Annotated in this window: 20 protein-coding genes; 8 read left to right on the plus strand and 12 right to left on the minus strand. The window is 51.5% G+C overall.

The features are described 5' to 3' along the window. Positions 1-10: 10 nt before the first annotated feature. Genes NBE99_RS10660 through NBE99_RS10675 form a run of 4 tightly spaced genes read right to left on the minus strand, consistent with a single transcriptional unit; the run spans position 11 to position 4,357 of the window. Entirely contained in the window at positions 11-1,930 is a 1,920-nt protein-coding gene (locus NBE99_RS10660) for a hypothetical protein (RefSeq protein WP_250682046.1), read from the minus strand. Continuing rightward, positions 1,927-3,144 (minus strand): ABC transporter substrate-binding protein, encoded by a 1,218-nt coding sequence (locus tag NBE99_RS10665; protein WP_250682047.1) that lies wholly within the window; start codon positions 3,142-3,144, stop codon positions 1,927-1,929. Before NBE99_RS10665 ends, NBE99_RS10660 begins: the two co-directional genes overlap by 4 nt. Beyond that, positions 3,145-3,663, minus strand: coding sequence for an acetolactate synthase small subunit (ilvN, locus tag NBE99_RS10670; protein ID WP_250682048.1), 519 nt, complete (start codon positions 3,661-3,663; stop codon positions 3,145-3,147). Between the two features lie 49 nt (positions 3,664-3,712). Then, entirely contained in the window at positions 3,713-4,357 is a 645-nt protein-coding gene (locus tag NBE99_RS10675; protein ID WP_250682049.1) for a J domain-containing protein, read from the minus strand. A gap of 69 nt (positions 4,358-4,426) precedes the next feature. On the opposite strand from NBE99_RS10675, the gene NBE99_RS10680 reads away from it, so the two are divergent. The 3 genes from NBE99_RS10680 (at position 4,427) to NBE99_RS10690 (ending at position 6,121) form a co-directional block, all read left to right on the plus strand. Beyond that, on the plus strand, positions 4,427-4,978 hold the full coding sequence (locus NBE99_RS10680) for a shikimate kinase (protein WP_250682050.1): 552 nt from the start codon (positions 4,427-4,429) through the stop codon (positions 4,976-4,978). Further along, entirely contained in the window at positions 4,972-5,529 is a 558-nt protein-coding gene (locus tag NBE99_RS10685) for a DUF4126 domain-containing protein (RefSeq protein WP_250682051.1), read from the plus strand. The genes NBE99_RS10680 and NBE99_RS10685 overlap by 7 nt, the downstream gene beginning before the upstream one ends. Positions 5,530-5,590: 61 nt before the next feature. Continuing rightward, a complete protein-coding gene (locus NBE99_RS10690; RefSeq protein ID WP_250682052.1) occupies positions 5,591-6,121 on the plus strand; it encodes a pentapeptide repeat-containing protein in 531 nt (176 codons plus the stop codon). Here NBE99_RS10690 and msrA read toward each other — a convergent pair. The 5 genes from msrA to NBE99_RS10715 all read right to left on the minus strand — a co-directional run bounded on the left by msrA (position 6,118) and on the right by NBE99_RS10715 (position 10,439). Next, positions 6,118-6,777 (minus strand): peptide-methionine (S)-S-oxide reductase MsrA, encoded by a 660-nt coding sequence (msrA, locus tag NBE99_RS10695; protein ID WP_250682053.1) that lies wholly within the window; start codon positions 6,775-6,777, stop codon positions 6,118-6,120. The genes NBE99_RS10690 and msrA overlap by 4 nt on opposite strands. An 88-nt stretch (positions 6,778-6,865) precedes the next feature. Next, on the minus strand, positions 6,866-7,435 hold the full coding sequence (locus NBE99_RS10700; RefSeq protein ID WP_250682054.1) for a DUF4340 domain-containing protein: 570 nt from the start codon (positions 7,433-7,435) through the stop codon (positions 6,866-6,868). Between the two features lie 37 nt (positions 7,436-7,472). Then, on the minus strand, positions 7,473-9,443 hold the full coding sequence (gene acs, locus NBE99_RS10705; RefSeq protein ID WP_250682055.1) for an acetate--CoA ligase: 1,971 nt from the start codon (positions 9,441-9,443) through the stop codon (positions 7,473-7,475). Positions 9,444-9,503: 60 nt separating this feature from the next. Further along, positions 9,504-9,980 carry a DUF2214 family protein gene (locus tag NBE99_RS10710; RefSeq protein WP_250682056.1) on the minus strand — a complete coding sequence of 159 codons (477 nt, stop codon included), beginning with the start codon at positions 9,978-9,980 and terminating at the stop codon, positions 9,504-9,506. A gap of 105 nt (positions 9,981-10,085) precedes the next feature. Beyond that, positions 10,086-10,439, minus strand: a complete 354-nt coding sequence (locus NBE99_RS10715) for a hypothetical protein (RefSeq protein WP_250682057.1) — start codon at positions 10,437-10,439, stop codon at positions 10,086-10,088. 188 nt (positions 10,440-10,627) lie between these two features. Between NBE99_RS10715 and NBE99_RS10720 the strand changes: the two genes are divergently transcribed. Next, on the plus strand, positions 10,628-11,980 hold the full coding sequence (locus NBE99_RS10720; protein ID WP_250682058.1) for an AAA-associated domain-containing protein: 1,353 nt from the start codon (positions 10,628-10,630) through the stop codon (positions 11,978-11,980). A gap of 7 nt (positions 11,981-11,987) precedes the next feature. Here the strand turns inward: NBE99_RS10720 and NBE99_RS10725 are convergent, their stop codons facing one another. Next, positions 11,988-12,332, minus strand: a complete 345-nt coding sequence (locus NBE99_RS10725) for a carboxymuconolactone decarboxylase family protein (RefSeq protein WP_250682059.1) — start codon at positions 12,330-12,332, stop codon at positions 11,988-11,990. Between the two features lie 151 nt (positions 12,333-12,483). Between NBE99_RS10725 and NBE99_RS10730 the strand changes: the two genes are divergently transcribed. Then, a complete protein-coding gene (locus NBE99_RS10730; protein ID WP_250682060.1) occupies positions 12,484-13,677 on the plus strand; it encodes a hypothetical protein in 1,194 nt (397 codons plus the stop codon). A gap of 2 nt (positions 13,678-13,679) precedes the next feature. On the opposite strand, the gene NBE99_RS10735 is transcribed toward NBE99_RS10730, so the two are convergent. Continuing rightward, positions 13,680-14,477 carry a 7-carboxy-7-deazaguanine synthase QueE gene (locus NBE99_RS10735; RefSeq protein ID WP_250682061.1) on the minus strand — a complete coding sequence of 266 codons (798 nt, stop codon included), beginning with the start codon at positions 14,475-14,477 and terminating at the stop codon, positions 13,680-13,682. A gap of 84 nt (positions 14,478-14,561) precedes the next feature. Between NBE99_RS10735 and NBE99_RS10740 the strand changes: the two genes are divergently transcribed. The 3 genes from NBE99_RS10740 to coaE all read left to right on the plus strand — a co-directional run bounded on the left by NBE99_RS10740 (position 14,562) and on the right by coaE (position 16,764). Then, a complete protein-coding gene (locus NBE99_RS10740) occupies positions 14,562-15,482 on the plus strand; it encodes a DUF928 domain-containing protein (RefSeq protein WP_250682062.1) in 921 nt (306 codons plus the stop codon). Between the two features lie 99 nt (positions 15,483-15,581). Continuing rightward, complete coding sequence (locus tag NBE99_RS10745; RefSeq protein WP_250682063.1) at positions 15,582-16,160, plus strand: FxLYD domain-containing protein; 579 nt, start codon at positions 15,582-15,584, stop codon at positions 16,158-16,160. Further along, entirely contained in the window at positions 16,153-16,764 is a 612-nt protein-coding gene (coaE, locus tag NBE99_RS10750) for a dephospho-CoA kinase (RefSeq protein WP_250682064.1), read from the plus strand. Before NBE99_RS10745 ends, coaE begins: the two co-directional genes overlap by 8 nt. Here coaE and NBE99_RS10755 read toward each other — a convergent pair. Beyond that, entirely contained in the window at positions 16,735-18,933 is a 2,199-nt protein-coding gene (locus NBE99_RS10755) for a GAF domain-containing hybrid sensor histidine kinase/response regulator (RefSeq protein ID WP_250682065.1), read from the minus strand. The two genes, coaE and NBE99_RS10755, sit on opposite strands and share 30 nt — an antisense overlap. Positions 18,934-18,957 lie beyond the last annotated feature (24 nt).

Consider the following 18,957-nt stretch of genomic DNA (forward strand, 5'->3'; position numbering starts at 1 on the left):
TGACTGTTGATTATGAGAGTCGCTTCAGAACAGCCGATAGTTGATCACTGTAAACAATTCTGTAATTTTTTGGCGCTTGTAGGAATGCAGCAAGTGCCTGAGAGATCTTGCCTGTAAAGGGATCGACTGAAACTGCTAAGTAGTCATAATTTTGTAAATTACTCTCTTGGGGCTTCCATGTTGCAGGTGAGCCTGCGTCAATTACCTCGTTGCCAAAAGGAAAATTGAAGAGTCCATAGCTGCGAAGGCCTGCATTGAGAATCTTTTGATTCTTTATATTATCCTGTACCCATTCATAAATACGACTCTCATAATTCGATGGATAAAATAATATGCCTGAAAATCCAGGCAAGCCCCTAGGGGGGGTGTAATTAAGTACCTGTATTAGCAATAAAGCTATGCAGGTAGCTGTAATAGAGCCAATAGACAGATGACTAATTTTATTCGTATATTCATAGTTTACATGAAGGTGATTAAATAAATCATCAATTATAACCAATAAACTTCTAAACCTTTTATTAAAGAAAAACTCCATGAAAGTAACAATAAAGTAAACGATTAAGATAATCATTGTAATAATATAAACAAGGCCATGACGTAATTGTGGATGAAAGTAGATGGCCTCTCCAGCATAGTAACCAGCACTGTAAGGTGTAAGTATCCAAGCAATAAAGCAAATAATGTTTATTTGAACTAAATACTTGAAGCGTGTATTTCTAAATCGATTGTTAAAAATTAGGAAAATAAGAGATAAAGTAACGAGAACTGAGAATAATAGGAGCTTTCCATTCGGTGCTCTGTAAATTTCCAAATTAAGTAAATTTTTAGATATTGATAAATTTATGCCACTCTTAACAACATTATCTTCAAATAAGCTACCTAAAAGATATAAATTTCTGAGATACCAAAAACCGCTAATAAAAGCTATAGGTAGTATCCAATCTAGCATTAATTTATAAAAGAGTTTTAGATAAATTTTTATTTTCAGCCTTGCTGAGTAATTATTTATTAAGTTATGAATAGTGATTATAAAGACACCAGTAATGTAATAGACAGCGTTAGGTTTAATACCCAAAGCGCACCCAAAACTAATCCCTGACCAAAATAAATATGGGTATCTGAAAGAAACTTTTCTATTTTTAAGAGACTTTATCGATGCCCATGAACCCATCAAAACCCAAAAAGCTAAAGTAATGTCGTTTCGACCAACGTCAAATAAAATAGCTTGAGTATCATTTATAGAAAGATAAATGAACAAGAAAAACAAGAAAGCGAAATATATTGATAGGCTATATTTCCATTGTTTCAGATCATATAATATCAGCAGTGCTACGAGCAAAGTACCAAGATTTAATGCTAGAGATGTTAAGCCTAGAGCAGCATCCTGTTTTAGAGGAATTAGACTCCACAAATTAATTAATTCATTGCCACCGGGGTATTGACTAAAAGTATTTCCGAGTTTCCACAAACCCATGCTTTGTAAATAAGTTACAGCACTAGGCAGGTGATAAGTAACAACATCCCAACTCAGGGGATGAACAAATATAACCTGTAGATATAAATCATAAACTAATTGCCTAAAGTAAAATAAAAATAGAAAAGTTAGAATGATAATTATTATCCAACCTTTGTGATTTGGCACAGCATACTTTTGCAAAGGCGTAGTACGTATGCTCAATAACCTATTTTTATTGAAATTCAAAAACAGAGTGATTAAAATGAACAATCCTAAAGCGAGACTTCCTATAAATAAAAAGCTAGGATATAACAGGTTAATAGCTCCTAAAATTAGGGTAATAATAGTAATTTGAAAAAGAGCTAAGCTAATAAAAGCAGCCAAGCAGTTAAGCAGTTGCTGAGGGAAAAGAATGGTGCTTGCGATCGCGCTCGATAAGATGACTACCAATGAGGAGCCTAAATAGGTAATCATTGTGCCTGTTGTGGTTGTCGCTCAACTTTTTTCACCAAATTAAACTTCCCACTTTGGCCATCCTCACTCATCTCAATCTGGCCAACATAGAAGAAGCGTTGCAGCACTTCGCCTTCAGGGGTAAAGCGAATTTCGCCAAGGGGGGTTTCATAAACTCCCTTGAGAATCTCTTGATTCAAGGCCTGACGCAAATTTGCAAGGGGCAATTCTGACAGGTTCTTTTCTTGGGACAGTCGTGCCAAGGAGTCCGCAAAGACTTGAACCGCCGTAAAGGCTTGGGCACTAAACTGAGAGGGAGGTTGGCGGTATTTGGCTTCAAAAGCATTGCGGAACTTGACATTCATTGGGTCAGGATTTTCTGGATTATAGGCCTGCGCCACAAGAACCCCATTACAAAGGCGACGGCAGACAGGGAAGAGGTTAACGGTATTGACGCCATTGCCCCCCAAAATTAACCCTTGGTAGCCCAATTCCCGCAGTTGGCGAATGAGATTGCCGCCGTCGGCTGCTAAGCCCGAGATAACAATTAAATCAGGTTTGAGATTGAGGGTGGCATTGATTTGGGCTTGGAAGTTGGTATCGGTGGTTTGGGTCTGCTGGACGGTGACCAATTCAAGCTTGGGGTTCTCGCGAATGGCTTTTTGAAAAATCTCGGTTTCGGAGCGACTAAAGGCATCGTCTTGGGCAAAGAAGACAGCGACACGGCGGATATTGGGATTAATCTCAAGAGCTGCCTGAATGGCAGTGGGAGCGACCACATCAACGCCTGCGGAGACGCGACTAATAAAGGCACCAATTTCGGGAATGCCACGGGCTGTGTTGGAGGGAGCGACTACGGGGACACCGGCCTGCTCGGCGATGGGATCGGCACTAAAGGCTTGCTGCGAGAGGGTGGGTCCAACAATACCAATCACACGATCGCGATTGATCAAGGTTTGAAAAACATTCACTGCCCCCGCTTCATCACTGCCCGTATCCTGAATCACGAGCCGCAGCGTATGTCCCTTAATCTGTCCCGCTTGGTTGAATAATTCGCCGGCAACTTGTACGCCTTGGAGTGCCTCCTGACCATAAAGGGCAGCATTCCCAGTTTGAGCGAGCGCAATCCCAAGGGATAAGGCATTCTCATTTCCTGAGGGGGACTCGGTTGCGGTGCAGCTACTGAGGGCGATCGCCCCCCATGCGAGAAATAGCCACCAATGTCTGGCTGCCAATTAGACCCGTGCCTCCAAGGATTTCAGGTACTCCGTATTCACCCCCGACTCGCGCACAAGGGCAATTTTTCCCGTGCGGGCAATCTCCCGAATCCCGAATTTATTCAGCATTTGCACAATGGCCACCATCTTGCCGGGGTCACCGGAGACTTCAATGATCAGGGAATCATCCGATACATCTACCACCTTGGCACGGAAGATTTGTACCAGCTCAAGAATTTCAGAGCGAGTGCTGGCGGTGGCATTCACCTTCAGGAGCATCAGCTCCCGTTCCACACAGGGAATCGTGGTAATATCCTGTACCTTGAGGACATTGATCAGCTTGTAGAGTTGCTTGGTCAATTGCTCAATGATGGCATCATCGCCGGGCACGACCATCGTAATGCGGGAGACACCAAGTTGCTCGGCAGGCCCTACCGCCAAGCTCTCGATATTGAAACCACGCCGCGCAAATAAACCGGCAATGCGAGTGAGCACACCCGCCTCATCTTCCACTAAAACCGATAGGGTATGTTTCATAACTGGGATTGAATCTTGCTGCCATGCTGGGATGCTGATTCTTTCCAGTTTAACGGACAATCCGACACTCTGCGAAGAGGCGATGGGCAATGCGAAAAAGTTCCTGCCCCGTGTGCAAATAGCGATCGTCGTAACTGTGGCTAAATTGCTCTAGCTCATCGAGACCATCCACCAGTTGATTCAAACAGTAATAGAGGTGGGCTGCCACCTTAGCCACGGCAGCGGGGTTGGGTTGGGCTTGGAACGTATAGCGGGCGCGAGTGAGGGCGCGGCGACAGTCCTGCAAGTAAGCAAGGAAATGATCCATGAGGTCATCATCAAAGGGATCGGCAGCAAGAGCATCAATCTGGCAGGGGAGCGATCGCAAGACCGCTTCAATAATCCGACTCACGGGGGTGTAGGTCAGTAATAGCCATTGCTCTAGCTCGCGATCGGCAGCTTGGGAACGTTGAATATCCGGTTGCGATGTTTTTTGGTGAATACGGTGCTGGGCATCATAGGCCTGCCGACACTGCTCATCCCCAAGAATTTCATAGGCCGCATTAATAGCCGCCATCCGCTCATGGGTCGAGCGATCGCTGGGGTGGTAGTCGGGGTGATACTGCTTGACCAACCGCCGATAGGCGGCCTTGATCTCAGCTTGGGTAGCTGTTACTGCCACCTGTAGCGTTGCATAGGGATTGAGCTGGGACATGGAAATTGTGAGAAGACCTCCATCTTTAGGGTAAAGTGCTGATTTGGCGGTGTCGAGAAATGGTTATCTATGGAACTGCAAGAACGCCTTGGGGGAGCCAATATTTATCTTGTGGGCATGATGGGTGCCGGTAAAACCACCACGGGTCGGATACTGGCACAACGCTTGGGCTATCGGTTTGTGGATACGGATGCTGTGATAACAGAGTTTCGTCAACGCCCCATTCGTGAAATTTTTGCCCAAGAGGGGGAGGCTGCTTTTCGGGAGTTGGAACAACAGGTCTTGGCACAAGTCTCTAGTTACCATCATTTGGTTGTGGCCACAGGCGGTGGGATTGTTCTGAACCCGATGAACTGGAGTTATCTGCGCCATGGTATTGTTGTGTGGCTCCATGTTCCCCTTGCTGTGCTCTGTCAACGCCTGCGCCAAGATCAGGAACGTCCTCTTTTGCAGGCACAACCCCTTGAGGAACGGTTGAGTGAACTCCTACAAGCGCGTCAATACCTCTACGCGCAGGCGGATCTAGAACTGGCGATTACGGCTGAGGATACCCCGGAAACAGTTTGCGATCGCTTGCTGGAAACGCTACCGCGTATCTTGAAACCAATCGAACCATGCTAGAGGTTTTGGCTATTCTTTCAGCAGCAGCGGCCGGTGGGCTACGGCTGGCACTTCCCCTCCTGTTGATCGGTCTATTGCAGGGGGAACAACTGTGGTCACAGGTGCCTTTGTTGCGCCATTTTTCCCCCTATTGGGTGGTGGCTGTGTTAGCTGCTTGGTCGTTTCTGGAGATCTTCCTTTCCCGCAATGTCTGGGGCTACCGCTTGATTGTTCTTGTACAACTGTGCTTCAGCCCCCTTGTCGGTGCTCTCCTTGGCATGACCGTAGCAACAGCAACAGATACGCCCCAATGGCTCATCGGCACCTTCAGCGGTCTCTTTGCCTTGGTTCTGCAACTCGTGCAGGTGGGTTGGTTTTATCGGCTGGGGAAGTTGCCCCGTTGGGTAATTGTTGCCCAGGATATCCTCTGCATGCTGTTGATTTTCTTTGCCCTCAAGGCACCAAAGCAGGGCGGGTTGATTGCCCTACTCCTATTGTGGTTGGCCGTTCGCAGTGCCAAGGATTGGCAGCAACGACATCAGCGCTCTCGTCAGCAGCGGCGAAGTCTCTAAAACTTGTGCTAAAGTCGCTCTAGCGTGGCAGGAGGATGTGGATTTGAAACGACAGGTCTTCATGGCAACCGCAATGATTGGTGCAGCGCTCACGAGTCCTACCACCTTTGCCATGCCTTCCCCCATGCAGCAACTTGTGCAAACGAATGCTTGTCCTGGCTGTGATCTACGGAATGCGGATTTGCGGGGCTATAATTTGGCAGGTGCAAATTTACGCGGTGCCAATCTTGAGGGAGCCAACCTACAGGACACGAACTTGATGTTAGCCAATTTGGCAGCGGCAAATCTGAGTGGGGCGAACTTAACGGCAGCTTATCTCGAACGCACCAACCTAGAACAAGCGAATCTCAGCGGCGCTAACCTTAGCCGTGCCATCTTACGCCATAGCCGTGCCCGCCGTGCCAATTTCAGCAATAGCAATTTAACGGGATCAGATGTCCGCTATGGGGATTTTCGCCGCGCCAATCTCAACGGTGCCACTTTTGAGCAAGCCAATATGCAGTGGGCACGTTTAAACAATGCCACGGTCAGTCAAACCAACTTTAGCGATGCTTACCGTCCTCGCATGCCCTATCGCCTCAATCTCTACTAAGCGCTGGGGGTAGTGCTCATCAGTTCATAGGGAACCTTTGTGCCCCCAAGGCCACAGTAGCCGTTTACATTGCGGTGGAGATACTGCTGGTGGTAGGGTTCGGCAAAGTAAAATTCAGGGGCAGGGAGAATTTCCGTGGTAATCGTGCCATAACCTGCGGCTTTGAGGGCGGCTTGGTAGCGATCGCGACTGGCCTCGGCAAGGGCTTTTTGCTCAGGGGAATAGTAGTAAATACCGGAGCGATACTGCGTCCCCACGTCATTGCCTTGGCGCATCCCTTGGGTGGGATCATGGTTTTCCCAAAAGACCTTGAGTAATTCCTCATAGGTCACCTTCTGGGGATCAAAGACGACGCGCACGACCTCGTTGTGACCTGTCATGCCGGTGCACACCTCTTGATAGGTGGGATTGGGGGTATAGCCGCCAGCATAGCCGACAGCGGTAACATAGACCCCCGGCACCTGCCAAAACTTGCGCTCAGCCCCCCAGAAGCAGCCCATGCCAAACATGGCTAATTCCATCCCTTCAGGATAGGGAGGGGTCAGGGGGCGGCCGTTGACCAAATGCGCCTCTGGAACTGGCATTGGTTCTGCCCGTCCGGGCAAAGCAGCACTGGGGCTAGGCATTGTCAGCTTTTTGAATCCAAAGAATCCCATGACTGATGTCCACTCAATAGTTCACTACGCTTTTATATTCTGACGAGCTTTTGGTGACTCGTGCCAGAATTCACAGTCATCTCAAGTTCTAGTTTGCTGCTTGCTGACGCTCCCATTCCTGCAAAGGGCGCTGGAGGGCATTTTTAAGATCAAGGGGAACGAGGGTCACCGTCATTTTTTCGCGCGGTTCCGCTGGTGGGTCAATTTCCGCATAGAGCTTGAGGCCATCAAAGGTGGTGTCGCCTAGGAGTAAACGGTGCTGTTGACCATCTTTGAGGGTAATGTCCACTGTGGCCATGGGGGGCGCTAGGCCATAATCCGCAGCACGCTCAGCAGAGACTTGCAGCGAGCGATCGCGCTGACCAGTGGTTAACAGGTTTAATAGGAACACGACTGTCCCCTCTTCTGCGGGGGTTTGCTTCTCCCGATCAATCACCCAGTTGCCTGTCTCGAGCTTTTTCAGGTTCAGGCTGTAGTCAGGGGCGATAATTTTCAGTGCCACAACATCCCCTTCTTGAAAGCCAAAAAGCGGTTTTTTCGTCTCTGTATCAGTGCTATTCGGAGGAGGTAGTTGTTGCTCAAAGAGGTATAGACCGCCACCCAAAATGGCCGCCGTTGCTAAAAGAACTAGCGTTTTTGTGCGGATGCCCGTTGCCATTACCTATCAATTATAGGCTCATTGATAGGAGAGACCTTCAAGCCCCTTCGCGCAACTTATCCAGGACTGACCGATCTTCCAGTGTTGACGTATCCCCAACGACCTCTTGACCAGCAGCAAGGGAACGCAGGAGCCGCCGCATGATTTTGCCTGACCGCGTCTTGGGCAGCGCATCCGTAAAACGAATTTCCGCCGGCCGGGCCAAGGCACCAATTTCATTGACAACGTGCTGCTTCAATTCCTGTTGGAGCGCCTCGCTAGGGGTTGCCGACCCTTCAAGGATAACAAAGGCAACAATTTCTTCTCCCTTGATCTCATCGGGTTTGCCGACAACGGCTGCCTCAGCAACGGCAGGATGGGACACCAATGCCGATTCAATTTCCATCGTGCCCAAGCGGTGACCGGAGACATTGATCACGTCGTCCACCCGTCCCATCACCCAAAAGTAGCCATCTTCGTCCTTGCGGGCACCATCACCAGCAAAGTAAACGTACTGGCCATCGCGAGGCGGAATGTGTTCCCAATAGGTGCGGCGGAAGCGATCAGGATCTCCGTACACGGTTCGCATCATCCCCGGCCACGGGTGACGAATGACAAGATACCCGCCCTCATTGACCCCCACGGGGTTACCCTCCAGATCCACCACATCGGCAAGAATCCCCGGAAAGGGCTTTGTGGCAGAGCCAGGCTTCATGGGAATCGCTCCCGGTAGTGGTGTAATCATGTGGCCACCCGTTTCTGTCTGCCACCATGTATCGACAATCGGGCAACGCTCACCGCCAATGACCCGGTAGTACCACATCCATGCTTCTGGATTAATGGGTTCACCCACTGTTCCCAACAGGCGCAAAGAGGAGAGGTTGCGTGCTCGAGGCAAGTGTTCACCCATTTTGATAAAGGCACGAATGGCGGTGGGAGCCGTGTAGAAAATGGTGACCCCGTACTTCTCAATCACATCCCAGAAGCAACCGGGGTTGGAGGCGCGGGGTGCCCCTTCATACATGAGGGTGGTGGCACCATTGGACAGCGGCCCATAGACAATGTAGCTGTGACCCGTAATCCAGCCCACGTCCGCTGTACACCAATAGACATCGGTATCTTGGAGGTCAAAGACCCATTGGGTGGTGATGTGGGTGTAGAGGTTGTAACCCGCTGTAGTGTGGACAACGCCCTTGGGTTTACCGGTGGAGCCAGAGGTGTACAGAATGAAAAGTAAATCTTCGCTGTCCATGGGTTCGGCAGGACAGTCAGCGCTGACTCCCTTTTGCAGATCGTGCCACCAGTGATCGCGACCGGGCACCATGGTCACGGGCTGTTGAGTGCGCTGCACCACCAAGACATTTTCAACAGTGGGAACCGCTTGATGGGCTAAGGCTTTATCCACTTGATCTTTCAGGGGAACAATGGCATCTTTACGCCAGCCACCATCAGCCGTGACAACGAGTTTGGCTTGGGCATCAATCAGGCGATCGCGCAAAGCTTCGGCACTAAAGCCACCAAAGACCACTGAGTGGGGCGCGCCAATCCGCGCACAGGCCAACATGGCAATCGCTGCTTCCGGAATCATGGGCATATAGATACCCACGCGATCGCCCTTTTTCACCCCCAGTTGTTTCAGGACATTGGCAAATTGGCACACTTCGCGGTGCAATTGGGCATAGGTGAGGGTACGGCTATCGCCGGGTTCTCCTTCCCAGATCAAGGCCGCTTTATTCTTGCGCCAAGTTTTCAGGTGGCGATCCAAGCAGTTGTAGGTGATGTTGATTTTGCCATTGACAAACCATTTGGCATGGGGAGGCTGCCAATCCAAGACCTGATCCCAAGATTGAAACCACTCCAACTCCTGCTGCGCCAATTCGCCCCAAAAGGCAGCGGGATCGGCTTTAGCCTTTTCGTAGAGGGCATTGTAGGCCTCAAGGGAATTGATCCGCGCCTTGGCCACAAAATCAGCGGGGGGATAAAAAAGGCGGTTTTCCTGAAGAATGGATTCAATCGTGGGATGACTCATCCGTTTTATCCGTGGCAGCAAGATCTATCATAGGGGCGATCGCCCCCCTGCTGAAGAGTGTTACCGTTGAATCCAATCCAGACCGATTCCCCGCGCCATCATCGCTGCTAAAAAGGGAATGGCACTGAGAAAGGCCAGTTCAGCGCGGATCACCCACGTCAAACGCTGCACAGTTGGCAATTCAAGGGTGGGGGCTTTCTCTTCCCGCAGCGGTTTAATCCAAAGTAAAAATGAGATCGTCGGATACAGTGACAATAGCCCCACCAAAATAAACAAGCCCACTTTGAGGTGAAAGACGGGGTTGCCCAAGTAATACTCAGTACCTTTGCCAAAATAGAGCACCCGCAAAATGCCGGTGACCAGAACCGTAACGGCAGCCAGCCCATAGAGGGCATCGGTAATCACCAATCGCCAAGCCTGTTTAAGGTCTAAATCCTTGCGCAGGGTCAGGTGCTCGACCACAAGAGCAGCAAAAGCTACCATGAAGCTGAGATAGTGGAGATAGGCGATCGCGGCACTGCTCCAAAGGGCGTTCATCCGAAGTGTTCCTTGGCGAGTGATAGACTTTGCAAAAAGGGCTGTATTCATCCTAGGGGGCGGCTTCGGGATGCGCAAGCGCCAACCCCCACAGGTTTTTAGGCTTTAGCCACGGCGTAGATCTTTGGCCATAGAGCGAAAGAGGTCTAAGCTGGGATCACTGCGACGGCGTTCCTGTTCTTCTACGGGGGGCGTCACCACATCACTGACACTAGGTTCCGGTTTACCTTTGTTTTCTGCCTCTGGATTCACCTTTTCAATGGAGGAGACCAACTCCACTACTTCTACTTCTTCTTTGGCACCGCCGGTCGCAGGGAACGTTTTTTTTACAACCTTGGCGGTACGCATGTACTCAATGTTGCCGTAGGTCTTGGCTTCATCGGGATCGAGAAAAAAGTCTTTGCTGGGTTGCGCGTCAGCTTGCTTGCCCCGACGGAAAAGGCCATCAAAGAGTCCCATAGCGGAATTGCTACCTTTTGTGAAGAAACCGCTGATCAGTTTACAATAAAATCCCTAGGGGGAGCTATCTCAAATTCCGCAAATGAGTGGCGATCGCCAACCCTAGTGGCAATTTTTGTCCCCTAGGTTTTCCAAGACTTGAATCCTCATGGTACGTTAACGGTGGAAATGCCACAGGATGCAGGATCATGCACGCCAAAACCAAAGGGGAATCGCTTGTCCGCTTACTGGATGTGGGTAAGGCCTACCGTCAGCCCAACGGTCAGGTCATTAGCATTATGGAAAATATTAACCTTGAGTTGCGCACCGGCGAAATTGTTGCGCTTCTAGGGCCATCGGGATCCGGTAAGTCAACCCTGATGCGCATTATTACGGGTTTGGTTGCGCCTACGTCTGGGCAGGTCTTGTACCGCGAGCAACCAATGCAGGGCTTGAATCCGGGAGCCGCCATTGTCTTTCAAAGTTCGGCGCTCTATCCGTGGCTAACGGTTTTGGAAAATGTGGAATTGGGGCTAAAGGCTTTGGGAGAAGGCCCGCGATCGCGCCGCCGCAAGGCACTGCGGATGATTGACATCATTGGCTTGGACGGTTTTGAAAATGCCTATCCCAAGGAACTGTCGGGGGGAATGCGGCAGCGAGTGGGATTTGCCCGTGCCTTGGCGGTGGAACCGGAACTCCTGTGTATGGATGAGCCATTTTCCGCTTTGGATGTGTTGACAGCAGAGAACCTGCGCTTTGAACTTCTCGATCTGTGGCTCGAGCACAAAATTCCCACCCAGAGCATTTTGATTGTCACCCACCACATTGAAGAGGCGGTCATTCTCGCTGATCGCATTATTGTTTTGGGGAGCAACCCCGGCCGGGTGCGGGCTGATTTTCCAGTGACGTTACCCCACTATCGCGATCGCAAGAATCCCGAGTTTCAAGCTACCGTGGATCGCATCTATAAAATCCTCACCAATCCCCATGTGGATGAATTGGAGCAATTGGAACCTAAGCCAGCTACCCTGCCCACGAGTCAAGAACCGCGTTATCCGCTGCTACCCCATGTGCGCATTGGCTCGATCGCCGGTCTATTGGAACTCCTAGAACACCGCAAAGAAGACCTCTACCGCATTGCCCAAGAGCTGCAACTGGAGTTAGATGATATTCTGCCCATTGTGGAAGCTGCCCAGATGATGGAACTGGTGGAACTCAAGGAGGGAGATATCAGCGTGACCCCCATTGGCAACGCCTTTATTCAGGGGGACATTGACCAGCGCAAGCTGATTATTCGCCAACAACTCCTCAAGCATATCCGCCTTGTGCAGCAAATCCACACTTTCCTGATGGCCAAGCAAAACCACCGCATTCCCGAAAGTTTGGTGCTGGATATTTTAGAGCGGCACTTTACGCCGCAGGAGGCCGATCGCCAGCTCAATACAGCCATTGATTGGGGACGCTATGCCGAACTCTTTAGCTATGACGAACCAGCCAAGGAAATTTTCCTTGAAGTTAATGAACCGGAAGAGCCACTGCCCCTTGAGACAACTGCCGTTTGAGGATCTCCTACTGAGCTTGCTCTTGACTAAATTCCTCTAGGGCTTCCATCACGTGGGTGGCATACATCAAGGCAGGGCCGCCATCCATGGCCACAGTTACCATGAGGGTTTCCATGATTTCCTCAGGGGTTGCGCCCGCATGCAAAGCGGCACGGGTATGGAAGGCAATGCACCCGTTACAGTGCTTGGCGACCCCAATGGCTAGGGCAATCAACTCTTTGGTTTTGGTATCAAGGGCACCGGGGGTTGACGAGGCTCGACTTAAGCTATAAAAGGCCTTCATGGCATCGGGCATCGCTGCCGTTAGCTTTGCCGTGTAGGATTTGATGTGGTTAATTTGCTCGGTGTACATCGCTGTTCTCAAACACTTCGTGTTACGCCTATGATCGCCGCTGAACGAGGCTACCCGCCTGAAACTTCAACGTTTTTTCTCCTTTCTGTTTCCTGTGACGGCAAGAACCAGTTAGGGAATAAAATAACTAGGGCAATTTCAATGTGTGCCTATGCGGTTCTATTGGCTAAGTGCGGCAGGTCATCTGAGTATGATGTGCTTGGCAGTGGGGTGTCAAGCGGCAACGGTGCCGTCAGCGCCATCAGCACCAGTAGAAGTAGCTGCAACGGTTACACCCTCCCCTGTGGCTGTATCCCCCCTGTACACCACGCTCGATGAGTTTGGCCAGCCTCAGTTTCAAGTGGATGGGCGGAAACTGTTTCGCGATCGCCCCCTGCCCTCGCACCGCATTAGCACCGCCCCCATGAAGCTGCTGCAAGTGTTGCGGAGCACTCGCCAGTATTTTCAAGACTTTAGTGACACAGACCCCATTACCCAACGGGAGGGCATTCTGGCGATTAAGGGGGTGACGCTGCCCCAAGTTCTCGATACCCTAGACTTTATGATTGCGACGCTCACAGAGGATATTAGCCGCAAGCGTCCGATTCGTTTGCAAGACCCCGCGTTTATTAATCGGTACTTTCGCGTCATCCAATGGCTGCCCCACAACCCCCGCAATCCAAAGCAAACTGAGGAATTGCGCCTGACCAAGTACGCCGTATTTACCCATCGCGGATCACGCACCCGCACGGAGACGTACACTACGGCGCTTTATGCGCTGCCACCTCGTGTTCCCGATCAACCAGAGGAGTTATTCTATAAGCAACTGACAAAACAACAAGTCCTCGGAGGCATTTTTGAACCGGGTGGCTCCCTCTATGGCCGGGTGAAGCCTTTGGCCTACTTGACAAGGCAAGGGCTTGAGGATGCCCTGATGCAGGGGACGATTCTGGTGCAATTTACCGATGGCACTGAAGCCTTTTTCAATGTGGATCGCAATAATGGGATTCCCTTCCTCAAGGGGGTTGATCCCTACGAGCAGCAGCGCTACTGGTATTTTCGTCAAGTCTCTTCTCTCAAGGGGTATGGCAGCACCATTGAAAATAAAATCAATACCCAACCTGAAGTGACCTTTGCGGGGGATATCTGGAACATTGGTCTGGGGCGAGTCATCGTGGTTGAAGATACCCAAGGCGGGCAACCTCAACTGCGCCTCGGCGTGATTGCCGATACCGGGGGCGCCTTTATGCCCAATCTCTATCAGTTGGACTTTCTGGCGGGAATTTTTCCGAACCGTGCTACCTACCAAGCCGCTGCCCGTCGCATACCGAATTACGTCCGTGCCTATATCTTGATTAAGAAATAAGCCTAGCGCTGGCCAAGAAATTTATGGGTTTGGGGAATGACGCGCACCTGGGTCAGCTGTGTCTTCAACTGCGCTTGCCATTTGAGGACTTGGTCGGCAGTGGGTGGGGAGGTGTAGCGGCCAGTGCCCACAGGGGTGACAGGTTGCAGAAAGACAGGAATGTGGGGATTAACGCTGGCTACTAGGGTACCTAGGCGCTCTAAATCAGCAGGATCAGTGGTTTGGGCAATAATTACCTTGCAAAACACCTCAACAGGGGCGCGATCGCACAGGCGCAAAAAGGCGTCATGGGCTGACCAATGGCATTCACCGCTGACACTGGGGAGCTTGATGTCCATGCCGACACTATCGAGATAGGGAAGAATCAATTGGAGCGCCTCTGGATGATGTCCGCCAGTTTCGAGGTAGAGGGGCAGCGAGGTATTGGCTTTAAGCAGGGGCAACCATTGTGCCAAGGTGGCGGCATGGAGGAGGGGTTCACCCCCAGTCAAGCTAATGCTGTCATGGATCGGGGGGGTGTTGAGCTGCTCCACTGCTTTGAGGATCTGAGCGGCACTGACTGGATTGGGAATCCTTTGAAAGGAGCGATCGCCTGCTCGGGTCTCAATCAGGGCATGGGCGGGAACAAACCATGTGTGGGCACTGTCACAATAAGTACAGCGCAAATCACAACCCGCCAAGCGGATGAAAATCTGCCGACACCCTACGTTGGCGCCTTCTCCTTGAATGGCTGAGAAGATCTCCACTAAGGGAAGCGTGATCTGCACAAAGGAGAAATGATCGTCTTTTACAGAAATCACAGGGGATGTGCAAGCCTGATCACAATCGGGCCTTCTTTCCGATAGTACCTTAAAGATAGTTAGCGTGTTCAGTAGGTAAGTGCTATGTCTGCCCACCGTTTTGGCCTTTCGTGGCTGCTTGTCGGTACCTTGGCCATAGGGATGAGTGCCCTGCCAGTGATTTTGCCATCGTTACCTGCTGTTGGCCAAAATTCCCCTAGCGAAGCCAGTGAGTTCGATCGCTACATGCAGCGGGGGTATCAACTCACCGCCAAACGCGACTATCAATCCGCCTTGGTGAATTTCCGCCGTGCCCTCAGTCTGCGCCCCGGTAACCGCTATGCCCTCACGGCGATTAGTAATGTAGAGGCCTATATTGCTCGCGATCGCTATGCTGCTCAAAGGAACCGTCTCACATTTGTGCCTACGAATCGTGGGATGCCAGGGCAACGGATTGCAGGTGCCACCCGCTTTGGGGAATGTACGCAAGGTTCGCTAACTAAAATTGTCGCCCTTGTGCCCGATAATAACTTGGGTATGACGGCTGCGGCGAATCCCAGTCTCTTTTTCTTTGTCCCCCAAAGCACGGCCAAATCGGCGGAACTGATGCTGCTCTCAGAAGCTGGCGAGCTGCTCCTCACCCAACAAGTGCCCCTGAATGGTAAAGCCGGCATTTTACCCGTAACGGTGAATGCCAGTAAGGCGAAGCTACAACCGGGACAAAAATACCAGTGGATCTTTTCCCTTACCTGTAAGCCCAATGAACCCGATGCCAATCCCTTTGTGACGGGGTGGATTGAGCGCACGGAGCTAGATAGCAACCTTGCCCAAGTGATCACCACAATGCCGCCGGCTGAGCGACTGCCCCTTTTGGCCACCAATCAACTCTGGAATGATACGCTGGCAACGCTGGTGGAATTGCAGCAACGCAACCCAAACGACCCCACGATCAAACAGCAGTGGCAGGATGTGCTCAAGAGTGCAGGGATTGATCCGCAAATTGTCAATATGCCGCTGTTGCAGTAGATTCCCCTGTGCCGGTATATCGGGCGGTTGGCTGACGACAAACCCTGCATAAAGTTGCACTAGGATAGAAAGTAGCCTGCATTCACAGGAGCGTGCGCCATGCTAAGGATGCCTCGATCGCCCTTCTCTATTTGCACAACTAGTCTTGTACTCCTTGGCGCGATCGCCCCCCTTCCTTTGACGATGTCTGCTGCCATGGCACAACGGGCAGCGGGTGATATTCTGATTGTTGGCAATTCCCCCTATGACTGGGGGCGCAACCAGCGCTACTGGAATCATTTGCTCAATCTCGCCGGCGCAACGGCAGCCGCCTCCACGCCCACGACGCCAGACAACAATCAAGAAGTCGATCCAAAAGTTCTAGAACAACAGCTCCTGCGCAATATTCGAGCTGGTCAGCCCCAACTCCAGCCTGTGCTCAAGTTACCAGGCTCCTCGGTTGTCACAGGCACGGTGACCAACAATAACCGCCAACCCGTAACCATCCAATCCGTTAATTATGAAGTTGTGGGTCCCAATGGCGAAATTCTGCAAACGGGTGCCGCGACTCCTGAACCAGCAACAGTGGCTCCCGGTCAGACAGTGACGTATCAGCAAATGCTCCCTACGGTGCCGCCAGATATTGGGGCACGGGTGCGGTTGAGCCGGCCAGCGGTGCTGCTCCAAGGGGGTGTCTAGTCCCTTTCGTCTCGGTATCACGGGGGGGATTGCCTGCGGTAAATCTGTGGTGGCCGCCTATTTGCAGCAGCAGTATGGCGTGCCCATTGTTGATGCCGACCAGTTAGCCCGTCAAGCGGTTGCTGTAGGCACACCCATTTATCAAGCCATTGTTGATCGCTATGGCGCTGAGATTTGTCGTAGCGATGGTACCCTCGATCGCCCCCGTTTAGGGGAAATTGTCTTTGCCCAACCCGAAGAACGCCGCTGGCTAGAGGCGCAAATTCATCCTTGGGTCATTGCCCAGATGCAGCAAGCCATTCAAAAGTGTGATCAGTCCCTGATTACCCTCGTAATTCCCCTCTTGTTTGAAGCCCACCTCGAAGGGTTAGTGGATCACATTTGGGTCGTTGCCACCACACTTGGACAGCAGTTGGCTCGCCTTCAGCAACGGGATGGTCTCTCTGAAAAGGCAGCCGCCCAACGCCTAGCCAGTCAACTGCCCCTAGAGGAAAAAACTCGGCGGGCAGACACGGTGCTCTGGAATACCGGTTCTCTTGAGGAACTTTACCGTCAGGTGGATCAGGCCTTTTCCCTACTGGGCAGAAATGGCAAGGGAAGTTAGCCCCATGGTCACCTGTTGCAGAAAACTTTCTGGATTGATCGGCAAAGGAATGTAGCGATCGACCCCTTGGTAATTGCCCTTTGACCCCAAAATGAAAATCTTCAGTTGCTCAGGGGTACAGCGTTGCCGCAACTGATCCACCAGCTCCTGCAAATCCCCAGAGCTAAAGGGTTCGGCCAAAAGCACAGCAATCGGAGTCAGTGCCAGTAACCGTTCCACTTCACCATCCACCAGCCAAATCACTTGATAGCCTGCGGTGGTCAAAATAGAACAGATCAGGGTGGCAGTGGCCTCATCCTCACTCACGAGCACAATTCGCCCCTCAGGTTCGACCAGTACATCCGTTGTTGCCAGAGGCGGCACATCCAGCTTGAGTTTCGGGGGTTCTGGCAGAGGGTCTGAAGCGATTGCCGGCAGCCCCACTGTGAACGTACTGCCTTTGCCTTCGGTGGAGTCCACATCAATCCAGCCATGGTGCAGATCCACCCACTGCTTGGTGAGGGCTAACCCCAAACCCGCCCCAGTATAGGCACGGCCAAAGGAGCTATCCAACTGCTGAAACTTCTGAAAGAGTAAGGGTTGCAGGTGTGCAGGGATACCGATGCCATTGTCCTTCACTTGGAAAATCAGTTCATCCTCTTTCCACCATGCCCGCAGGATCACTTCCCCCATGGCAGGCGTGAACTTAATGGCATTGCTGAGCAGGTTAATGAGAATTTGCTGGATGCGGCGATAGTCTCCCCAAAAGCGATCGCGACTAGGGGGAATCATCAGTTGGTGGTGCAGGTTGACCTGATGGCGATGGGCTTGGGGTTTGACGACTTCAATGCAATCCGTACACAGTTGCCGAATCGAAAAGGCGCTACGATGCAGGTGCGATCGCCCCAGTTCCGCTTCCGACAAGTCGAGAATGCTGTTAATCAACTCCAGCAGGTGCGTGCCGCTTTCATGGATAATTTCTAGGTACTCTCGCTGCTTTTCCGTCAACGGGCCAAGAGGCCAGCGCAAGAGAGTGGCCGAAACCCCAATGACGCAGGTAAGAGGCGTCCGCAATTCATGGCTCATGGTTGCTAGGAAGTCATTTTTAATGCGGTGGGCGGCCTCCATGGCACTCAGGGCTTCCCGCAGGGCTTGGGTGCGTTCGTTGACCCGCTGTTCGAGGGTGGCCTTCTGCTGTTGCAGCTCGCTGTAGAGTTGCGCTTGGTAAATGGCAATGCTGAGGTGTTGACTCAGATGGGTGAGAAACTCAATTTCTTGGGGGTGCCACTGGCGGGGGCGATCGCACTGGTGGGCAATGAGCACTCCCCAGAGCTTGTCTTGGACGATGATGGGCACAATTAACCAAGCCTTGATTTGCCAGCGCTCAGCAAAGGATTGAAGACAGGGCACCCCAGTGTAGAACTGCTCAATGTCGCTAACCACAATGGCCTCGCCATGACTCAAGCGCTGATAGCTACTGCTGGGTAAAGCGGACCACTGCCAACATTCATCCCATAGCCCTAGGACGGATGGAATGCTCCCATCGCGGCAGGACTCATAGGTAATTTGCCCGTGCAATTCCCCTTGGGTCTGACCAAATTGCCCCACCAGCAACCGATCCACGTCCAAAAACTCGCGAATGCGATCCACGGCTGTTTTCAAGAGTTCAGGTAGCTCAAGACTCTGGCGAATTTGGGTTGTCACCTGATGCAGCAGCCGTTCTTGGGCTTGGCGTTCATTGAGAGCAGCGGTCACCAAGGGTTGACAACTTTGACACTGATTAGCTGTTTCTTCGCTGAGAACATTCATCAGGGAGAGAGCCAAATCTGCTGGCAACAGCGGTTCCTTGGCGGTCAAGGGGGTCAGTTGCTGCAACACTGCCCGAATCAGGGGACGGTGGCTCAGGAGAGTCTGACTGCGGATTTTGCGGAGAAAGCGAGCGATCGCGGGGGGATGGGTGATAAGTTCAATGCGGTAGGCACCGAGTTGAGGCGTGGTTTCTGCTTGCAGCAGTAGGGCAAAGGTTTCTGTCACCAGTACTAAAAAAGGAGGCTCATCGCTAGGGGAGGCAACAATATCCTCACGGCTAAGGATAGTGGCTCCTCGGCGACTTGCTTCCGCTAGCAGTACCGTCGCCATTCGTTCATAGAACCAAGCTGGTAAAATCCGATCAAAAATGGGCTGAGGCATAGTAAGTTGAATTCGAGCCTTGAT

Origin of the sequence: Thermosynechococcus sp. HN-54 (assembly GCF_023650955.1) — a bacterium.
In the GTDB taxonomy this organism is placed as follows: Bacteria; Cyanobacteriota; Cyanobacteriia; order Thermosynechococcales; family Thermosynechococcaceae; genus Thermosynechococcus.